The 16,513-nt window shown below is 65.8% G+C and carries 17 protein-coding genes; 7 read left to right on the top strand and 10 right to left on the bottom strand.

What is annotated here, in order from left to right; all coding sequences use genetic code 11:
• Positions 1-73 precede the first annotated feature (73 nt).
• Positions 74-1,483 carry an MFS transporter gene (locus AWB68_RS20470; RefSeq protein WP_087646177.1) on the bottom strand — a complete coding sequence of 470 codons (1,410 nt, stop codon included), beginning with the start codon at positions 1,481-1,483 and terminating at the stop codon, positions 74-76.
• Positions 1,484-1,751: 268 nt separating this feature from the next.
• On the bottom strand, positions 1,752-2,639 hold the full coding sequence (locus AWB68_RS20475; protein ID WP_087646178.1) for a shikimate dehydrogenase family protein: 888 nt from the start codon (positions 2,637-2,639) through the stop codon (positions 1,752-1,754).
• A gap of 144 nt (positions 2,640-2,783) precedes the next feature.
• Here AWB68_RS20475 and AWB68_RS20480 point away from each other — a divergent pair, with 144 nt between their 5' ends.
• Positions 2,784-3,554 carry an IclR family transcriptional regulator domain-containing protein gene (locus tag AWB68_RS20480; protein WP_087646179.1) on the top strand — a complete coding sequence of 257 codons (771 nt, stop codon included), beginning with the start codon at positions 2,784-2,786 and terminating at the stop codon, positions 3,552-3,554.
• Between the two features lie 752 nt (positions 3,555-4,306).
• Here AWB68_RS20480 and AWB68_RS20485 read toward each other — a convergent pair.
• A complete protein-coding gene (locus AWB68_RS20485) occupies positions 4,307-4,750 on the bottom strand; it encodes a MarR family winged helix-turn-helix transcriptional regulator (RefSeq protein ID WP_087646180.1) in 444 nt (147 codons plus the stop codon).
• Between the two features lie 86 nt (positions 4,751-4,836).
• On the opposite strand from AWB68_RS20485, the gene AWB68_RS20490 reads away from it, so the two are divergent.
• The 4 genes from AWB68_RS20490 (at position 4,837) to AWB68_RS20505 (ending at position 9,914) form a co-directional block, all read left to right on the top strand.
• Entirely contained in the window at positions 4,837-6,375 is a 1,539-nt protein-coding gene (locus AWB68_RS20490; protein ID WP_087646181.1) for a DHA2 family efflux MFS transporter permease subunit, read from the top strand.
• Between the two features lie 76 nt (positions 6,376-6,451).
• On the top strand, positions 6,452-7,453 hold the full coding sequence (locus AWB68_RS20495) for a FecR family protein (protein ID WP_125482982.1): 1,002 nt from the start codon (positions 6,452-6,454) through the stop codon (positions 7,451-7,453).
• A 58-nt stretch (positions 7,454-7,511) separates the two neighbouring features.
• Positions 7,512-8,390 (top strand): Tll0287-like and HAMP domain-containing protein, encoded by an 879-nt coding sequence (locus AWB68_RS20500; protein WP_087646183.1) that lies wholly within the window; start codon positions 7,512-7,514, stop codon positions 8,388-8,390.
• A gap of 84 nt (positions 8,391-8,474) precedes the next feature.
• Positions 8,475-9,914, top strand: coding sequence for a serine/threonine-protein kinase (locus AWB68_RS20505; RefSeq protein WP_087646184.1), 1,440 nt, complete (start codon positions 8,475-8,477; stop codon positions 9,912-9,914).
• Between the two features lie 3 nt (positions 9,915-9,917).
• Here the strand turns inward: AWB68_RS20505 and AWB68_RS20510 are convergent, their stop codons facing one another.
• Together AWB68_RS20510 and AWB68_RS49540 are read right to left on the bottom strand one after the other, a co-directional pair.
• The gene (locus AWB68_RS20510) at positions 9,918-10,511 is read right to left on the bottom strand and encodes a short chain dehydrogenase (protein WP_087646185.1); all 594 of its coding nucleotides are present in this window, start codon (positions 10,509-10,511) and stop codon (positions 9,918-9,920) included.
• A gap of 138 nt (positions 10,512-10,649) precedes the next feature.
• Positions 10,650-10,778, bottom strand: a complete 129-nt coding sequence (locus AWB68_RS49540; protein ID WP_374729588.1) for a cupin domain-containing protein — start codon at positions 10,776-10,778, stop codon at positions 10,650-10,652.
• A 72-nt stretch (positions 10,779-10,850) separates the two neighbouring features.
• Here AWB68_RS49540 and AWB68_RS20520 point away from each other — a divergent pair, with 72 nt between their 5' ends.
• Entirely contained in the window at positions 10,851-12,029 is a 1,179-nt protein-coding gene (locus AWB68_RS20520; RefSeq protein WP_087646186.1) for a fumarylacetoacetate hydrolase family protein, read from the top strand.
• Positions 12,030-12,039: 10 nt separating this feature from the next.
• Here AWB68_RS20520 and AWB68_RS20525 read toward each other — a convergent pair whose 3' ends face one another.
• On the bottom strand, positions 12,040-12,723 hold the full coding sequence (locus tag AWB68_RS20525) for an alpha/beta hydrolase (RefSeq protein WP_087646187.1): 684 nt from the start codon (positions 12,721-12,723) through the stop codon (positions 12,040-12,042).
• Between the two features lie 21 nt (positions 12,724-12,744).
• On the bottom strand, positions 12,745-13,134 hold the full coding sequence (locus AWB68_RS20530) for an MAPEG family protein (RefSeq protein ID WP_087646188.1): 390 nt from the start codon (positions 13,132-13,134) through the stop codon (positions 12,745-12,747).
• A gap of 123 nt (positions 13,135-13,257) precedes the next feature.
• On the opposite strand from AWB68_RS20530, the gene AWB68_RS20535 reads away from it, so the two are divergent.
• On the top strand, positions 13,258-13,653 hold the full coding sequence (locus AWB68_RS20535; RefSeq protein ID WP_087646189.1) for a PPC domain-containing DNA-binding protein: 396 nt from the start codon (positions 13,258-13,260) through the stop codon (positions 13,651-13,653).
• A 2-nt stretch (positions 13,654-13,655) separates the two neighbouring features.
• Here AWB68_RS20535 and AWB68_RS20540 read toward each other — a convergent pair whose 3' ends face one another.
• Genes AWB68_RS20540 through AWB68_RS20550 form a run of 3 tightly spaced genes read right to left on the bottom strand, consistent with a single transcriptional unit; the run spans position 13,656 to position 16,311 of the window.
• Positions 13,656-14,471 (bottom strand): phosphatase PAP2 family protein, encoded by an 816-nt coding sequence (locus AWB68_RS20540; RefSeq protein ID WP_087646190.1) that lies wholly within the window; start codon positions 14,469-14,471, stop codon positions 13,656-13,658.
• Positions 14,468-15,304: a metallophosphoesterase family protein gene (locus tag AWB68_RS20545; RefSeq protein WP_087646191.1), complete on the bottom strand. Its 837-nt coding sequence runs from the start codon at positions 15,302-15,304 to the stop codon at positions 14,468-14,470. The genes AWB68_RS20540 and AWB68_RS20545 overlap by 4 nt, the downstream gene beginning before the upstream one ends.
• Positions 15,301-16,311, bottom strand: coding sequence for a diacylglycerol/lipid kinase family protein (locus AWB68_RS20550; RefSeq protein ID WP_087646192.1), 1,011 nt, complete (start codon positions 16,309-16,311; stop codon positions 15,301-15,303). Before AWB68_RS20550 ends, AWB68_RS20545 begins: the two co-directional genes overlap by 4 nt.
• Positions 16,312-16,513: the final 202 nt, after the last annotated feature.

Raw genomic sequence — 16,513 nt, forward strand, 5'->3', positions numbered from 1 at the left:
GCACGCCATCCAAAGACAAAACCCCTGGCGAGCCAGGGGTTTTGTTTGAACCAGAAAATATCGACTGCCGCGATCAGGCCGAGGCCTTCGCCAGTTTCTCCCCGGCCACCGTCTCGGCGCGCAGGCGCTCGTATTCCTGGATGTCGATGGGAACCGCGTTCGGCTCGCCGAGATCGTTCAGGTGGATGCGATAGGTTTCCCGTGCGCTCCATGCCGCGATTGCCGCGATGATCGTCACAGCCAGCGTGATCGAGCCGACCGTGACCGGAATGTTGGTCGATCCCGGCGGCGCCACCATCGCGAACAGTGCCGGCAGCAGTGCGGTGATGAGCGTACCGACGTTCTGCGCAATCGCCATTGCCGAGACGCGTGAGCGGGTCGGGAACAGTTCCGGGTAGAAGCTCGGGAAGATCGCGTTATAACCCTGATACACCACGCCCCACATCAAGAGCGACATCACGATCGCGAGCGGCACGTTGTGGATGCTGATCGCATACAGATAGCCGAACGAGAGCAGCCCAGATCCGACCGCGCCGACGATCACCGGTATCCTGCGGCCGATGCGGTCCGACAGATCGCCGATATACGGAATCACCAGCACGGCGAGGATATTGCCCGCGACCGGAATCCACAGGAACACGCTCTTGTGAAAGCCGATGCCGTACGAAGCCTGCACTGCGTAGGCTGCACCGAAGATCGTCGCGACGACCGGGATCACGTTCATCAGCGCCATGCAGACCACGCGGAACATGTCCGGCGAGCTGTGCTTGAACGCTTCCTTGATCGGCGACTTCGGCACGGCGGCTTCGCCGGTTTCCTCGGCAAAAGCAGGCGTTTCCTTCACTTCGCGACGGATGATGTAACCGGCGATCAGCACGCCTGCCGAGAGCAGGAACGGAATGCGCCAGCCCCAGGCGTTGAACGAGTCTTCCGGCATGAAGTAAGCGAGCGGCAGGAAGATCGCCGCGGCGAGAATCTGGCCGGCCTGCACCCCTTGCAGCGTGAAGCTTGCGTAGTAGCCGCGACGTCCGAACGGCGCGTGCTCCAGAATCATCGAACTCGCGCCGGAGATTTCACCCGCCACCGCGAAGCCCTGGACCAGACGCAGCACGACGAGCAGCGCCGGAGCGAGCATGCCGACCTGGTGATAGGTCGGCAGGAGGCCGACGGCCATCGTCGATGCACCCATCAGGAACATGCAGATCAGCAGCACGGTTTTACGACCGTGGGTGTCGCCCCAGTGCCCGAGGACGAACGCGCCAATCGGACGCGCCACATAGCCAACGCCATACGTCGCCAGCGACGCGACGATTGCCACCTTCGGGTTGCCCGACGGGAAGAAGAGTTGCGGGAAGATCAGCGCAGCGGCCTGCGCGTAAATGAAGAAGTCGTAATACTCCAGCGCCGAGCCGATCCAGCCACTCGCGGTGGCCTTCTTTGCCTGGTGCTCGCCGTGCGGCTCGTGGTCCAGTGAACCTGCCATATTTGTCTCCAGAATGGGTTGAATCGAGTTGAGTCTTTGGTTTCTAAACTTGCGCAATCCGCGGCACGACGGGCAGTCGACTTGCTGTCATCCCTTGTCCGGCTACGCTTCCCGTGCTTCAGAAGGGGGTCGCGTTTGGGTGAATGGAGAATATGAGACGGCGTCCGCTTCGGCAATGCTTTTTGTAAGATTTTGTGCGATTATCGCACGCCTATGTCCGATTAACGAACGCTTTCGGGGTTAGCACTAACCAACGCATATCGTTGAATCACGAGGGATTTGCTGCGATTTCCGGCGGCAGCAACTCAGCCGGGAAAAGCAGTTCGCGCAGGTACGAATCGTCCGCGCGCACCGACGCCGCCAACTCCGGGTAGCCGAAGAAGTCGAGATAGAACGGCGTCTGCAGGATCAGCATGTCGAAGCCCGGCTCCGCGACCAGTCCGCGCGAGCGTGCCGCGCGTACGAGCGGCGTCGGCTGGTTTTTCATCAGGATGTCGCAGACGGCGGCGTGCTCCGCGATCGACGCAACGTCCACCGGCACGGGATCGGTTGGTTTCAGCCCGAGCGGCGACGCGTTGACGATCAGGTCGTAGCCGGCCGGATCGTTCGACGCCACAGCATTCGCGACGATGCCGAAATCCCGCACGAGCAGCGCCGCGAGTTGCTGCGCCTTCGGGCGGTCGGGATCGAACAGCGCGATTTCCGCGACGCCGGCGGCCGCCAGCGCCGTCGTCACCGCCGACGCCGCGCCGCCCGCGCCGAGCACGAGCACACGGCGCCCTGCATAGCCGATGCCCGCGCGATCGAGCAAGCCGGTGAAGCCCAGCCCGTCGAACAAATCGCCTTCGAGTTCGCCCGCCGCGTTGCGCCGCACGGCGTTGACCGCATTCGCCGCGCGCGCCGCCGCCGTCGGACGATCGGCGATCCCGGCGGCGGCTGCCTTGTGCGGAATCGACAGCGACACGCCGCCGACCGTCGGCGATTCGAAGAGCGCGCGCAACGTCGCTTCGAGCCGGGCCGCGGGCACGCAGAGCGGCACCATCACGGCGTCGATGCCGTGTCGCGAGAAGATCGCGTTGAAGACTTCAGGCGCGCGCACCTGGTCGATCGGGTCGGCGATACAGAAGAAAACTCGGGTCGTGCCGGTGATTTGCATGATGATGTCGTGTCCGGTCAGGGCTTGTCAGGATGGAGCGAAGCATAGGAGCCGCGCGTTCGCCGGCACAATGCGAATCAAGCCAATGCGAGCGATAATCGCGCACACGGATTCGTTAATCGCACGTAATGAGGGTTATTGCCGATGAGCAAGCCACCGCTGGACAAGCGCGACTGGATCGCCGGCCTGGAGAAGGGACTGGCGATTCTTGAAGCATTCGACGACCAGCACGCCCGCATGACGCCGACGCAGGCTGCCGCGCGCACCGGCATGACGCGTACCGCCGCGCGGCGCTACTTGCTGACGCTTGAATATCTCGGCTACGTCCAGACCGACGGCAAGCTGTTCGGCCTGACGCCGCGCGTGTTGCGCGTCGGCTGGTCGTATTTCGACTCCGCGCGCCTGCCGCGCACGGTGCAGCCGTATCTGCAGCAACTGAGTGCGACGCTCAACGAGTCGGTTTATGTGAGCGTGCTCGACGAGTGGGAACTGGTGTTCATCGCACGCAACGGGACGTCGCGCGTGATGACGACGGGCTTCGTGCTTGGCGCGCGCGTGCCGGCGCCGCTGACGTCGCCGGGTGTCGTGCTGCTCGCGCACAAGCCCGACGACGACGCCGTGCGGCAATGGCTCGAAGCCACCGAGTTGAAGCCGTTCACGCCGCACACGCTGACCAACAAGCCGAAGCTGCACGAGAAGATCCGTCAGGCGCGCGCGGATGGCTTCGCCGTGATCGAGCAACAGTTGCAGATCGGCGTGCGGGGCATCGCCGTGCCGATGAAGGACCGCCACGGTCAGGTCGTCGCGGCGCTCAGTACGAACATGGTGATTGGCAAGGAGTCTACGGAGGCGGCGCTTGCCCGCGTGTTGCATCCCTTGCAGGAGACGGCGCTTGCTATGCTGAATGTGGTTTAAGGATCGCTGGCGCTTGGGGTGGGGTTGCGTCGTTTACACCGTTTGATGCGCTTGTGCTCCTATGGAACTTGTTTTGTTTTTGGTTTATTTGCTCTGCCCCTGTCCGGGGCGGGACTCACTTTCTTTGCTGCTGCAAAGAAAGTAAGCAAAGAAAGCAGCTTTCCAACGCTAATCCTTGCCATGCGCCGCTAGCCCGTTCCCTCGGAGTGGTCCAACCGGGGGAGTGTCCTTAGCGAGGTTTCCCCGTTGTTGGCATGTAGAAGAGGTACGGGCATCGCACCGCAATACAGAGTGGACCAGCAGTCATACATCCGGCCTCGCGCTTCGCGCTCACCCGTCAGGCAAATACCAACACCCATCGCTATATCACCATCCTAGTTCGTGCTTGCTGCATGCTTCAATTCACCACCCCTAGCAGACCTGTCGTCGGGCACGCAGTGCCAGGACGGATGTATGACTGCTGATCCACTCCCTATCGCGGTGCGACGTGCGCGCCTTGTCTACATGCCAACAACGATGAAACTCCGCTAACGACACTCCCCCGGTTGGACCACTCCGAGGGAGCGGGCTAGCGGCGCATGGCAAGGATTGGCGGTGGCAAGCTGCTTTCTTTGCTTACTTTCTTTGCAGCAGCAAAGAAAGTAAGTCCCGCCCCGGACAGGGGCAGAGCTAATAAACCAAAAACAAAGCAAGTTCCATAGAAGCGCAGAAACATCAAACGGCGTAAACCACCCCACCCCAAGCGCCAGCGATCACCTATCCACGATGCGGCTCAGGTTCGCGCGCACGCGCCCCAGCATCGCGATCAACTGCTCGTGTTCTTGTTCGCTGAACCCGCTCAGCGCCTCTTCGGCGATCTCGTCCCCAACGCGCCGCGCCGCATTCAGCGCCTTTTGCGCCTTCGCCGTCATGCGCACCTGCCGCTCGCGGCGGTCATCGGGATTCGGCAGCCGTTCGATCCAGCCGCCCTCCTCCATGCGGTCGAGCAACCGCCCCGCCGAGATCGGCGCGACCTCCATCAGATCGGCAAGCCGCGCCTGGTTCATCTCGCCGTAATGCGACAGGTACGCGAGCGCGCGACATTGCGCGCGCGTGAGATCGAGCGACGATTTCGCGAGATCGTCGAACCGCTTGCCGCACAGACGGCCGACATCGGAGACGAGAAAGCCGAAGCGCTTGTCGAGTTGTGTTTGCATCTTTGGATTATATGAAGTCCGTGTGGCGTGCGCACATACGCGGCCTATAATAAGCATGCTTATTATTTTTACACGACTCCTTTCAGATGGCTTCCGATTCCATTCCGGCGAGCACGGCGGCGCCGCTCAACCGGCCCATGCTCACGCTCTCGATCATGCTCGCGACGCTGATCCAGACGCTCGACAGCACCATCGCCAACGTCGCGCTGCCGCATATGCAAGGCACGTTGTCGGCGTCGCAGGACGAGATCACCTGGGTGCTGACGTCCTACATCGTCGCGGCCGCCATCGCCACGCCGCTCACCGGCTGGCTCTCCGAGCGCCTGAGCGTGAAGCGCCTGCTCGTGATATCGATTGCGGGCTTCACGGTCGCATCGGCGTTCTGCGGGTTGTCCGAGACGTTGACCCAGATCGTCGGGTCGCGGCTCTTGCAGGGCGTCTTCGGGGCGTCGCTCGTGCCGCTGTCGCAATCGATCCTGCTCGACATCAATCCGCGCGAAAAGCAAGGCCAGGCGATGGCGGTCTGGGGCATGGGCGTGATGGTCGGCCCGATTCTCGGGCCAACGCTCGGCGGCTGGCTCACCGACAGCTACAACTGGCGCTGGGTGTTCTTCATCAACGTGCCGATCGGCGCGTTCGCGCTCTTCGGCGTGTTGACCTTCCTGCCCGCGAAGGAGCCGAAGCACGGCGTGAAGTTCGACGCGTTCGGCTTCGCCACGCTGAGTCTCGCGATCGGCGCGTTCCAGGCGATGCTCGATCGCGGCGAACAGCTCGACTGGTTCGGCTCGCTCGAAATCCGCATCGAGGCGCTGCTCGCCGCGCTCAGCTTCGCGTTCTTCCTCGCGCATACCGCAACCGCGGGCGCGAAGTCGTTCTTTCGCTACGAGTTGCTGAAGGACCGCAACTTCGCCACCGGCGTGTGCTTCATTTTCGTGATCGGCGCCGTGATGTATGCGACGCGCGCGCTCCTGCCGCCGATGTTGCAGAACCTGATGAACTACCCCGTCGCGACGACCGGGCTCGTCACCGCGCCAAGCGGCGCGGGCACGATGATCGCGATGATGTGCGCGGGGCGCCTGCTGAAGCGCTTCGACGCGCGCCTCATGCTGCTGGTGGGCTTCCTGGTGTCCGCGTTCGCGCTCTGGCAGATGATGCATTACACGATCGTGCTTTCCGCCTCCGACATCGTGTGGCCCGGCGTGATCCAGGGCTTCGGCCTCGGGCTCGTGTTCGTGCCGCTCTCAGCGCTGACGTTCTCGACGCTCACACCCGAGTTGCGCGCGGACGGCACGGCCACCTACAGCCTGATGCGCAATATCGGCAGCAGTATGGGCATCTCCATCGTGCAGACGCTGATGACGCGCAACACGCAGGTGGCGCACGCGGACCTCGCGGCCAACGTGAACGTCTTCAATCCGGCGATGCAGCCGATGCTCGCAAGCGGCTCGACCTACGACATGGCGATGCTCAACCAGTCGATCACGCAGCAGGCCGCGATGATCGCGTATCTGAACGACTTCAAGCTGATGTTCGTCGCGACGCTGCTCGTCATCCCGCTCGTGCTGCTGATTCGCCCGGCCCGCCAGACGCAGGATGAGTCGCTCGCCCACGCGGCGATGGATTGACGCGTGGCGTATGCTGTACCGGTAATCGGCACGCCTGCCGGGACTCGCGACCCACAATCGAATACTGGTCACTTACATGGCCTTTAAATCAGTCATCCGGCGCATGGGCGCGAGCAGCGCCCTGGCGCTCCTCACGTTCGCCGTGCCGCTCGCTCACGCACACGCGGAAGTCGTGCTGGCCTTCGCCGATGGCGCGGTGACGGTGATTCGCGGTGCGTCGCTCTATCGGGCGAACGAGGGCACGCGGCTCGCCGGCGACGACATCATCGAAACCGATGCCGGCAAGTCCGCGCAACTGGAAGACAGCGCCGGCACGCTCGTCGCGCTCGGGCCGCAAACGCGCGTGCTGCTCGGCGCTCCTACGACGACACGCGGCGCTGCCGCGATGCCGTCGCGGATCTCGGTGTTGAGCGGCTGGCTGAAGGTCAGCCGCGCCGCCGGCACGGCGACGGCCGTTTCCATCGCGATGCCGGGACTGACCGTCGAGCCCGCGAACGGCACGCCGTGGTCGATCGTTGCAATGGCCGCGCCGCAACACGTCGCGATGTTCGCCGAAGCCGGCGATGACACGCTGACCCTTTCCCCGCCCGTCGCGGGCCAGCCACCGCGAGCGACGCTCCACGCAGGCCAGTACGCCGAACGCGCGGCCGGCGCCCCGCTGCGCATGCAGTCGCGCGTGTCGCCGGAATTCATCGCGGGGATGCCGGTGGGATTTCGCGACGCGCTTGTCGCGGTCTCCGGGCACCTCGCGAACCGGCACGACTTGCCGACAGCATTGCGTGCCGTCGATTACACGGACGTGTCGGACTGGCTCGCGAGCGACATAAGCGCGCGCGGCACGTTCATCAAGCGCTTTCGCCCGCGCCTGAAGTCCGCGGAATTTCGGGCCGGAGTCGATGCCCATCTGGACGTGCTGCCCGAATGGCGCCCGGTCCTGCATCCGCCGCCGCCGAAGCCGGCCACGCCGCCGCAAACCAGGCCCGTCACCCCGCCGGCGCCCACGCATCACGCCGCGCCCGATGCCGGCATACACTACCGCGACAAGCCGACGCCCGACGATCGCGAGAACGCCCATTGACGGGCGCACCGCCACCACGGAGCATGAACGGCCTGGACCGCCGCCTAGTGGAGCTGTCATGAACCTGTCGCTGAGCGTGAAATTCAACCTGGCGTTTCTCGCCGTCTTCGCGGCGGGTTTCGCCGCCACGGGTATCGTCGCCGACCGGGTGCTGCAGGCGAACGCCGTGCAGACCACCGTGCGCGACGCGAGCCTGATGATCGAGGCCGCGACCGCCGTGCACAACTACACCTCCGAACAGGTGACGCCGCTGCTCGCGACGCAGATCAAGTACGCGTTCGTCCCGCAATCGATTCCGGCCTATTCGGCGATCGAGAGCCTGCTCGCGATACAGAAGAAATTTCCCGGCTTCTATTACAAGCACGCGATGCTCAATCCGACCAATCCGCGTGACCGCGCCACCGACTGGGAAAACGACGTGATCCGCCGCCTGCACGACCATCCCGAACTGTCGCAAGTGATCGGCGAGCGCGAGACGCCGGCGGGCCGCAGCCTCTACATCGCGCGCCCGACGCGCATCGATTCGGCCGCCTGCCTGGAGTGCCACAGCACGCCCGCCGCGGCGCCGCGCACCATGCTCGACAAGTATGGCCCCGCGAACGGCTTCGACTGGCCGCTGCACGAGACGATTGGCGCGCAGGTCGTGTCGGTGCCGATGTCGTTGCCGCTCGAACAGGCGCGCAGCGTGTGGCGCACGTTCATGGCGTCGTTCGCGGCCGTGTTTGCCTGCGTGCTGGTCGCGTTGAACCTGATGGTGCATTTTCTCGTCACGCGACGGTTGCGCGCGCTCTCGCGCGCCGCGGACGAAGCGAGCCTCGGCAAGCTCGATACCGCGCAATTTCCGGTGCGCGGCGGCGACGAGATCGCGTCGCTTGCGGTATCGTTCAATCGGATGAAAACGAGTCTCGTCGAAGCGATCAAGATGCTGGGCGCATGAAGCGGCAGGCGCAGGGCGCCTGTGCCTGAAGACAAATTCGGGCGCTGACGCGCACCGCGACCCCGCCCGCAGCAGGGAATTCAGATGACGCACGAAGCGATGCCATCGCAGATCGGCAAATACCGCATCGATCGCGTGCTTGGCACGGGCGCGATGGGCGTCGTCTATCTCGCCTTCGATCCGCACATCGAACGGCCCGTCGCGCTCAAGATGGTGCGCCGCGAACTGCTCGCGAGCGAAGCGGGCGAAAGCGGCGGTGAAGTGCTCCAGCGCTTTCGCAACGAGGCTCGCGCCGCCGGACGGCTTGCGCATCCGAACATCGTGACGGTCCACGATTTCGGCGAGGACAAAGGCACCGCCTACATCGTGATGGAATACGTGGCGGGAAGCGGCCTCGACGCGCTGCTGCCTGCGGGCCACACGCCGCCACTCGCGACCGCCTTCGACTGGCTCTCGCAATTGCTCGCCGCGCTCGCGTATGCGCATGAAGCCGGTGTGGTCCACCGCGACATCAAGCCGGCGAACCTGCTTGTCACCGCGCGCGGGCTGCTCAAGGTCGCGGATTTCGGCGTCGCGCGCATCGGGGCCTCGGCGACGTCGTTCGGCTCGATCGTCGGCACGCCGAGTTTCATGTCGCCCGAGCAATTCGCGGGCGATGCCGTCGATGCGCGCTCGGACCTGTTTTCCGCGGGCGTCGTGTTGTACCGGATGCTCACCGGGCGGCAGCCGTTCACCGGCTCGCAGGCCGTCGTCATGCAGCAGATCATGAACGCGACGCCCACGGCGCCGTCGGAGATCAATCGCTCGCTGTCGCCGGAGGTCGACGCGATGGTGTTCAGGGCGCTCGCCAAGCGTCCGGAGGAACGGTTTGCAACGGCCGCGCAATGGCTGACGGTTCTGCGAGCGCTCGCGATACGCGCGTCGAGCGCGACCGACGATGACGACGACCGCACCATCGTGGCGGGCGCCTCGCCATTCGCTGCGCCTGCATGGCAAGGGGGCGAGCCGGGTCACGAGAGGGAGGCGCAAACGTGGCCCCCGGGACTGCTCGAACGCATCGAGCGGCAACTCGCCGAGCACATCGGCCCGCTCGCGAGCTTGCTCGTGCGGCGCGCCGCCGCGCAGGCTGGCGACCTTCAAACGCTCGCCGGGCAATTGCTGCCGCGCCTTCCCAACGAGTCGGCCCGCCGCGAGTTCGAGCGGACCTTCGCGTTGCTCGAATCCGGCTCGACGGGCACTTCGATGCCCGGGTCGACCACTTCAGCAGGCGTCGTTGGCGCGTCGCTTGGAGCGCCTGCGAGCACGATCCCGGGCGGCTCAGCCGCAGGCCTGATCGACCAGACGAGCATCGACGCGGCCACGCTGAAACTCGCCGCCTATCTCGGCCCGATCGCGAAAGTCATCGCCGGTCGCGAAGCGAAGCGCGCCGCGAACCTCGAAGAATTCCACGAGCGGCTGGAAGCCAGCATCGCCGATTCCGCGCAGCGCGAACGCTTCAGGCGAGACCTGGAGTCGTCAAGGTAACTGTCAGTTCGCAGCCGAAATCGCCTCGCCCGTCATGCCTCCGTCCAGCGCACGCTTGTACGCTCTCGCGACCTGAGCGGCGGGCACGCCATCGGCGGGATTCTTGCCCATCGACTGGAGCGTTTCGGCGACCCAGCCCGGGCTCACCACGTTCACGCGCAGCCTGTCTTTCAGTTCGAGCCCCGCCGACCTGACGAACGCCTCGACTCCCGCGTTCACGACGCTGACGGCAGCGCTGCCGACCATCGGCGTTTGCGCGAGTATGCCGCTCGTGAGCGTCACCGATCCGCCTTCCGTGACCTTTCCCACCGCGCAGCGCACGAGATTGACCTGTCCCATCAGCTTGTTTGCGAGACTGAATGCGAAATCGCCGTCGGCGAGCGATTCCAGCGGAGCGAACTTCGCCGTTCCCGCGACGCAGATAACCGCATCGACCTTTCCCGCTGCGCTGTACATCGCCTCGATCGACGACTTGTCCGACAGATCGACGGCGATGTCCGCGCCCTTGCGGCTCGCCGAGATGACTTCATGCTCCGCGAGAAGGCCGGCGATCTCTTTGCCCAGCAACCCCGACGCACCAACGAGAAGTACACGCATAGGTCCTCCTGGTTTCATTGCATGACGAATGCCCGCCGGCTGCCGCCGAATGCGCAATGAGCGGGCGCGAAGAATACTGTACCGCTCCCCGCGCGCGGCTGCGCGGCGCGGACGCGTGCGCCGTGCGATGAGCGGCCGTCAGGCCCAGACGTCAGGAGCCGTCCGGTCGCTCGCTTCGGCGCCCGTGTTGAGCACGGCACGCGGCTCGATCAACAGCAGCTTCGCCTCGCTCGCGGCGCAGGGCTTGGGTTCGACGCCTCTCGGCACGACGCGGTTTCATTGATCGTCCGATCCGGGGCACAATGGCGCGAACCCAACACCTCACGGAGACGTCCCCACATGGCTTCGATTTCCCCTTCCGCCTGCCTGCCCCGCGACCTCGACGACGCGCTTCTGGTCGGCCGCGTATGGCGTTCGGCGCCTGTCGACGGACCGTCGGTCGTCGTCGTGCGGCGGGGCGAAGTGTTCGATATCACGTCGAGCGCGCCGACCACCGCCGACCTGTTCGATCGCGCCGACATCCTCGACATCGCGCGCCATGCGCCGGGCGAGTCGCTGGGTCGCGTGGAGACGCTGATCGAAGGCGCGCTGAGCGACGCGGCCCTGCCGTCGAAGCTGCTCGCGCCGTGCGACGTGCAGGCGATCAAGGCATGCGGCGTCACCTTCGCCGTGAGCCTGCTGGAGCGCGTGATCGAGGAACAGGCGAGCGGCGATGCGAGCAAGGCCGAGGAAGTGCGCGCGACGATCCACAAGCTGATCGGCGCGGATCTTTCGCAGATCAAGCCGGGGTCGGAAGCGGCCGCCGCGCTCAAGGCCGAACTCGAACGACGCGGCGCGTGGTCGCAATACATGGAGGTTGGCATCGGGCCGGACGCGGAAGTGTTCACCAAGTCGCAGCCGATGTCGGCGGTGGGTTTTGGCGCGAGTGTCGGCCTGCATCCGGCATCGGCGTGGAACAATCCCGAGCCCGAGATCGTGCTGGCGGTCAATGCGCGTGGCGAGATCGTCGGTGCGACGCTGGGCAACGATGTGAACCTGCGCGACATCGAAGGGCGCAGCGCGCTGTTGCTCGGCAAGGCGAAGGACAACAATGGCTCGTGCGCGATCGGCCCGTTCGTGCGGCTGTTCGACGAGCGCTTCACGCTCGATACCGTGCGCGAAGCGAGCGTGAGCCTCGAGATTGCCGGCACCGACGACTTCGTGCTCGAAGGCGTGAGCCACATGCGCGAGATCAGCCGCGACCCGGCGGACCTCGTCGGGCAGACGCATGGTGCGCACCATCAATATCCCGACGGCTTCATGCTGTTCCTCGGCACGATGTTCTCGCCGATCAAGGATCGCGACGCGCCGGGCGGCGGGTTTACGCATCATGCGGGAGATGTGGTGACGATCGCCACGCCGGCGATCGGGGCGCTGGTGAATCCGGTGGGGTCGGCGGTGGATATCCCGGCGTGGGAGTTCGGCGTGCGAGCGCTGTATGCGAGTCTTGCGCGGCGGGGGATCGTCGCCGGCGCCTGAGGTGGGGTGTTTAAACCGCCCCCTGAACCCACCGGGCCCCAAGCCATTCCCGCAAGGCTTCGATCTCTTCAAGACAGACCGAATGCGCCATCGGATAGGCATTCCATTCAACCGGACAGCCAGCCGCAAGCGCGAAGTCGCGGCCTTGTTCTCCAAGCCGCAGCGGCAACACGTCATCGAACGTGCCGTGAGCGGCAAAAACCGGCGTGCCACGATTGGCCTCACTGAGCGACCCCTCGATGAGGCTCTTCGACGGCACATAGCCCGACAGCACGATCAACCCCGCGAGCTTCTCCGGATGCGTGAGGCCCGCCGAATAGGTCATCGCCCCGCCTTGCGAAAACCCCGCGAGAAAAATTCTTTCGGTGGGAATGCCGCGCGCGTTCTCCCGCGCAATCAGGCGCCGCACGGCGCCGCACGACGCCTCGATGCCCGCCTCGTCGACGCGCCGCTCGATGCCCTCGAACGACAAAATGTCGTACCACGCGCGCATCACGTAGCCGTTGTTGGCCGTCACGGCGATCTCCGGCGCGTTCGGGAACACGAAACGCACGGCGGGCGCATCCTGAAGGCGCAACTCGGGCACGAGCGAGACGAAGTCGTTGGCATCGGCACCAAGGCCGTGCATCAGGATCACCGCAAATTCGGGATTGGGTGCGGTCTCGATTTCGATCGTCGATGGCTGGTCGGTCATGTTGCTCTGTCCTTGGGAAATTCAGATGATGGGAACCAGCACGAGGATGATGCCGACGAGCGACACCATCCACACCAGCGAGCGCAGGAACGGCACGCCCGCCGCGTAAAGCGGCAAGTAGACCACGCGCGCCACGAAGTAGAGCAGCGCGCCCATGTGCGTCTGCGCGCCTTCGCGTCCGACGACGTGCGCGATCAGGATGGCGGCGGCGAACACGGGCAGCGTCTCGAAGAGATTGCTCTGTGCGCGCATCAGGCGGCCCGTCAGCTTGCGCGGCGGCGGCGCGGGTGCGTCGCGCGGGCCGGCGTTGTAGCCGATGCCCGTTTCGCCATTGCGCAGCAAAGCAGGCAGCAGCACCTGCACGAGCGCCAGCACCAGCGTCCAGGCGAGAACCGTCAATTCGAAACTCATGGCGTCTCCGTGAGGCGGGGTGAATCGGTCGAAGCAATCGGGCACGGCAAACCGCGTGCGGGCCATGATGCCATCGCATGGCGACAACGTGTAGTCTTGTCGTTTTTGGCACGGACAGCGCTCATGCAGACGATTCCCCTGCGCCTCGTTCCCGGCGACGACCTGCGCGCGTCGCTCGAAGACATCGCGCGTTCGCGGGCGCTTTCCGCCGCTTTCGTGCTGCAGGGCATCGGCAGCCTGAGCGTTGCGCAACTGCGCTATGCGGGCATCGACGAGCCGGCTGAACTGCGCGGCGACCTCGAAATCCTGACGCTCGCCGGGTCGCTTTCCGTCGACGGCGCCCATCTGCACATGTCGGTTTCCGACCGCGACGGGCGCGTGTTCGGCGGGCATGTCGCGAAAGGCTGCATCGTGCGCACGACGGCCGAAATCCTGGTCGCCGGGCTTGCCGAGCATCGCTTTTCGCGCGAGACCGATCCGCTCACGGGCTTTCCCGAACTCGTCGTCAGGCCGCGCTAACGCTAACGGCGGCGTCCTTGCCGCACCATGCGCGCAAGTTCGACACTCAAAATGCACGCGACCAGCCAAGCCGTGCCCGAGGCAAAACCCGCCAGCACGTCGCTGGCGAAATGCACGCGCAGGAACACGCGACTGCAGGCGGTGGTGAACGCGACGATCGTCGCCGCGATTACGACGGGCAGATGCCAGCGCGCGGGCGTCGTCCGCACGAGCACGTAGGCAATCATCCCGTAGGTGACGAGCGACCCCGACGTATGCCCGCTCGGAAAGCTCCAGCCGGATGCGGTTGCGATCGCCTGATCGTGAACCGGGCGCACGCGCTCGAAGATATGCTTGAGCGTCGTGTTGAGCACGCCGTTGCCGGCGATCGCGAGCACGAGGCCGAGCGCGAGCATCCGCCTCCTCGCGATGAGCAAGAGCGCTGCCCCGCCGATGCACCACACCGCCAGCAGCCACGGATCGCCGAGATGCGTGATCCAGGCGAACGCGCGGAGCACGCCGGGCGCGACCGACTGGCCGATGGCATCGGCGAACGTCTGGTCGAGCCGGCCGAGTTCTTCCTCGGCGCCGAGTTCGTCGGCAATCGCGGCGAACAGCGCGGCCGCGCCCGCGATGATCGCGAAACTCAGCGCGAGGTAGATCACGAGCCGCGTCTTCGGCGAGGCGCCGCCGCCCTGCTCGCGCGGCACGCCGTAACGCAGCACGAGCCGCCACGCGAGCGGCACGCCGACGACGAGCGCGAGCAGCAGCAAGCCGAAGCCGGCGAGCGCATGCTCGCCGGCAAAGTGCGCGATGGCGCCGCTGTCGACGGCGTTCATGGGGTTTCGCAGGCTTGCAGCGCCTGGTCGAAGACGAGTTCGTGATGCGTCACCGGCCCGAACGCGCCGCTCGTTTCCGCGAAGTCCCAGCGTTCGACGACCGCCCGTCGTGGCCCCGGCACCGCGGGCTCGTAGCGGATCAGGTTCACCGAGTTGTTGATCGTGCCGCGCACCCGCGACGACATCGCCGTGCCCGCCTGCACGGCCCACATCCGGCGCGGCAGGTTCGCGAAGGTGTCATGCAGCGGCAGCACGTACGGCAGGTGGATGTGGCCGCCGACGATCAGGTCCGCGCCCGCGCGCGCCCAGCGCTGCACGGCGCGCTCGCGCCCGTGCAGCAGGTTGGTTTCGTCCTGCGCGCGCGTGACGGCGACTGGCTGGTGCGTGACCACGACGCGCAGTTGCGCGGGCGTCGCGCGTTCGAGCCGTTCGGCGACCCGCCTCACCTGCTGCATCGAGACCTCGCCGTCCTTGTGCCGGTAGGCGCGCGTCGTGTTGAGCGCGAGCACGAGCAGTTCCGGCGACTCGAATTCCGGCTCCAGATTCGCGCCGAACACGCGCTGATGATTCGCATACGGACGAAACATCCGCGCGAACACGTTGAAGAGCGGAATGTCGTGATTGCCGGGCACGACGAGCGCGGGCGTCGCGCCGAGTTGGTCGACGAACGCGCGCGCCGCGCGAAACTGCGCGCGGCGCGCGCGCTGCGTCAGGTCGCCGGACATCACGACGAGATCGGGCGGCAGCGCCGCGATCAGGTCCAAAAGCGCAGCGACGACGCGCGGCCGTTCAGTGCCGAAATGCGGATCGGAAATCTGCAGCAGCAGCGTCATGAGCGATTGGCGAGGGCGATGTCGGGCTCCGGCTTGAGCAGGAAAAGCGGTTCGGGCGCGACGTGGAATTCGAGCGGCATGTCGAGCCACGCCAGTTCGCCGTCGGTCGCGATCTTGACGCGGCGGCGGCGCTTCGACGGATGCGTCACCGTGATGCTGCGAAACGTGAAGCTCATTACGTTGTCGGCGTCGCTCATGCGCCCGGCGGCGCCGAGAATCGACAGCGCGATCTGCGCAAGCCGGCCGATGGCGCGCGGCGCGATCGCTGCGAGCAAGCCCTGTTCCAGCAATGCGCTTTCCTTCATGCCGATCTGTTCGAGTTGCAGCCGGTTGTTGCCGACGAAGAGCGTCGAGGTGCGGATTTCGCGCATCTGTCCTTCGTGCTCGATGTGCAGGCGCAAATGGCGATGCCGGCGCAACAGCGTCGCCGCCGCCGAAAGCAGCGCGATCAGGCGGCTGCGGCCGAACTGGCGCTTGTAGGTCTCGCGGTCCTCGAGCAGCTTGGGATACAGGCCGAGACTCGCGTTGACGAGGAACATCCGGCCATTCACCACGCCAACCTGCACGGGATAAGCGCGCGCGGTCAGGAGGAGTCGCGTCGATGCGTCGAGGTCGGCGGGAATGCCGTGGTCGCGGCTGAAGTAGTTGAAGGTGCCGCGCGGCAGCACGGCGAACGGGCAACCGCTGCCGAGCGTCGCCTGCGCGACGGCGCATAGCGTGCCGTCGCCGCCCGCGCCCACCACCACGCCGCTTTGCGCGATCGCGTCCTCGACGGCCATCCGGGCGCTGGCGGCGAGTTCGGCGGGGTCGTCGACGAGGCGCAGTTCAAAACGACGGCCCGCTCCGCCGAGTTCGCGCTCGAGGACGGCGCGCGTGGCGTCGGTCTGCCTGCGGCCGGAGCCTGCGTTCATCACGACGAAAAATGGCGCATCGGCGGGGATGGTGAGCACCGGGGCGTCGGCGGGAGATGCGGTCGATGGCGCGGCGGGCGTGTCGAGAGGGGTCATCGGGCGAGCGCTCCTTCGGCGCGCGACGTGGCCGCTCGTTCGGGACGAGGAGCGGCGCGGCGCAAATTCCATGCGTCGCGGCGAGTATTCGAGTCGCTTACAGTTGGCTTGGTTCCAGCAGCGCGCAGTGCCGGCAATACCCGCGCTCTCCGGCGAACGAGGCATTCCCCGATGCTTTGACGCACCGATGCGGCCCGCTTCG

The organism is Caballeronia choica (assembly GCF_001544535.1).
Lineage (GTDB): Bacteria > Pseudomonadota > Gammaproteobacteria > Burkholderiales > Burkholderiaceae > Caballeronia > Caballeronia choica.

What these genes read in the sequence shown, in the direction of transcription:
- AWB68_RS20535 (WP_087646189.1), top strand. Translation starts at nt 13,258, where the DNA reads ATGCAGACGATTCCCCTGCGCCTCGTTCCCGGCGACGACCTGCGCGCG.
- AWB68_RS20480 (WP_087646179.1), top strand. Translation starts at nt 2,784, where the DNA reads ATGAGCAAGCCACCGCTGGACAAGCGCGACTGGATCGCCGGCCTGGAG.
- AWB68_RS20505 (WP_087646184.1), top strand. Translation starts at nt 8,475, where the DNA reads ATGACGCACGAAGCGATGCCATCGCAGATCGGCAAATACCGCATCGAT.
- AWB68_RS20500 (WP_087646183.1), top strand. Translation starts at nt 7,512, where the DNA reads ATGAACCTGTCGCTGAGCGTGAAATTCAACCTGGCGTTTCTCGCCGTC.
- AWB68_RS20550 (WP_087646192.1), bottom strand. Translation starts at nt 16,311, where the DNA reads ATGACCCCTCTCGACACGCCCGCCGCGCCATCGACCGCATCTCCCGCC.
- AWB68_RS20520 (WP_087646186.1), top strand. Translation starts at nt 10,851, where the DNA reads ATGGCTTCGATTTCCCCTTCCGCCTGCCTGCCCCGCGACCTCGACGAC.
- AWB68_RS20470 (WP_087646177.1), bottom strand. Translation starts at nt 1,483, where the DNA reads ATGGCAGGTTCACTGGACCACGAGCCGCACGGCGAGCACCAGGCAAAG.
- AWB68_RS20475 (WP_087646178.1), bottom strand. Translation starts at nt 2,639, where the DNA reads ATGCAAATCACCGGCACGACCCGAGTTTTCTTCTGTATCGCCGACCCG.
- AWB68_RS20490 (WP_087646181.1), top strand. Translation starts at nt 4,837, where the DNA reads ATGGCTTCCGATTCCATTCCGGCGAGCACGGCGGCGCCGCTCAACCGG.
- AWB68_RS20485 (WP_087646180.1), bottom strand. Translation starts at nt 4,750, where the DNA reads ATGCAAACACAACTCGACAAGCGCTTCGGCTTTCTCGTCTCCGATGTC.
- AWB68_RS20540 (WP_087646190.1), bottom strand. Translation starts at nt 14,471, where the DNA reads ATGAACGCCGTCGACAGCGGCGCCATCGCGCACTTTGCCGGCGAGCAT.
- AWB68_RS20495 (WP_125482982.1), top strand. Translation starts at nt 6,452, where the DNA reads ATGGCCTTTAAATCAGTCATCCGGCGCATGGGCGCGAGCAGCGCCCTG.
- AWB68_RS20530 (WP_087646188.1), bottom strand. Translation starts at nt 13,134, where the DNA reads ATGAGTTTCGAATTGACGGTTCTCGCCTGGACGCTGGTGCTGGCGCTC.
- AWB68_RS20510 (WP_087646185.1), bottom strand. Translation starts at nt 10,511, where the DNA reads ATGCGTGTACTTCTCGTTGGTGCGTCGGGGTTGCTGGGCAAAGAGATC.
- AWB68_RS20545 (WP_087646191.1), bottom strand. Translation starts at nt 15,304, where the DNA reads ATGACGCTGCTGCTGCAGATTTCCGATCCGCATTTCGGCACTGAACGG.
- AWB68_RS20525 (WP_087646187.1), bottom strand. Translation starts at nt 12,723, where the DNA reads ATGACCGACCAGCCATCGACGATCGAAATCGAGACCGCACCCAATCCC.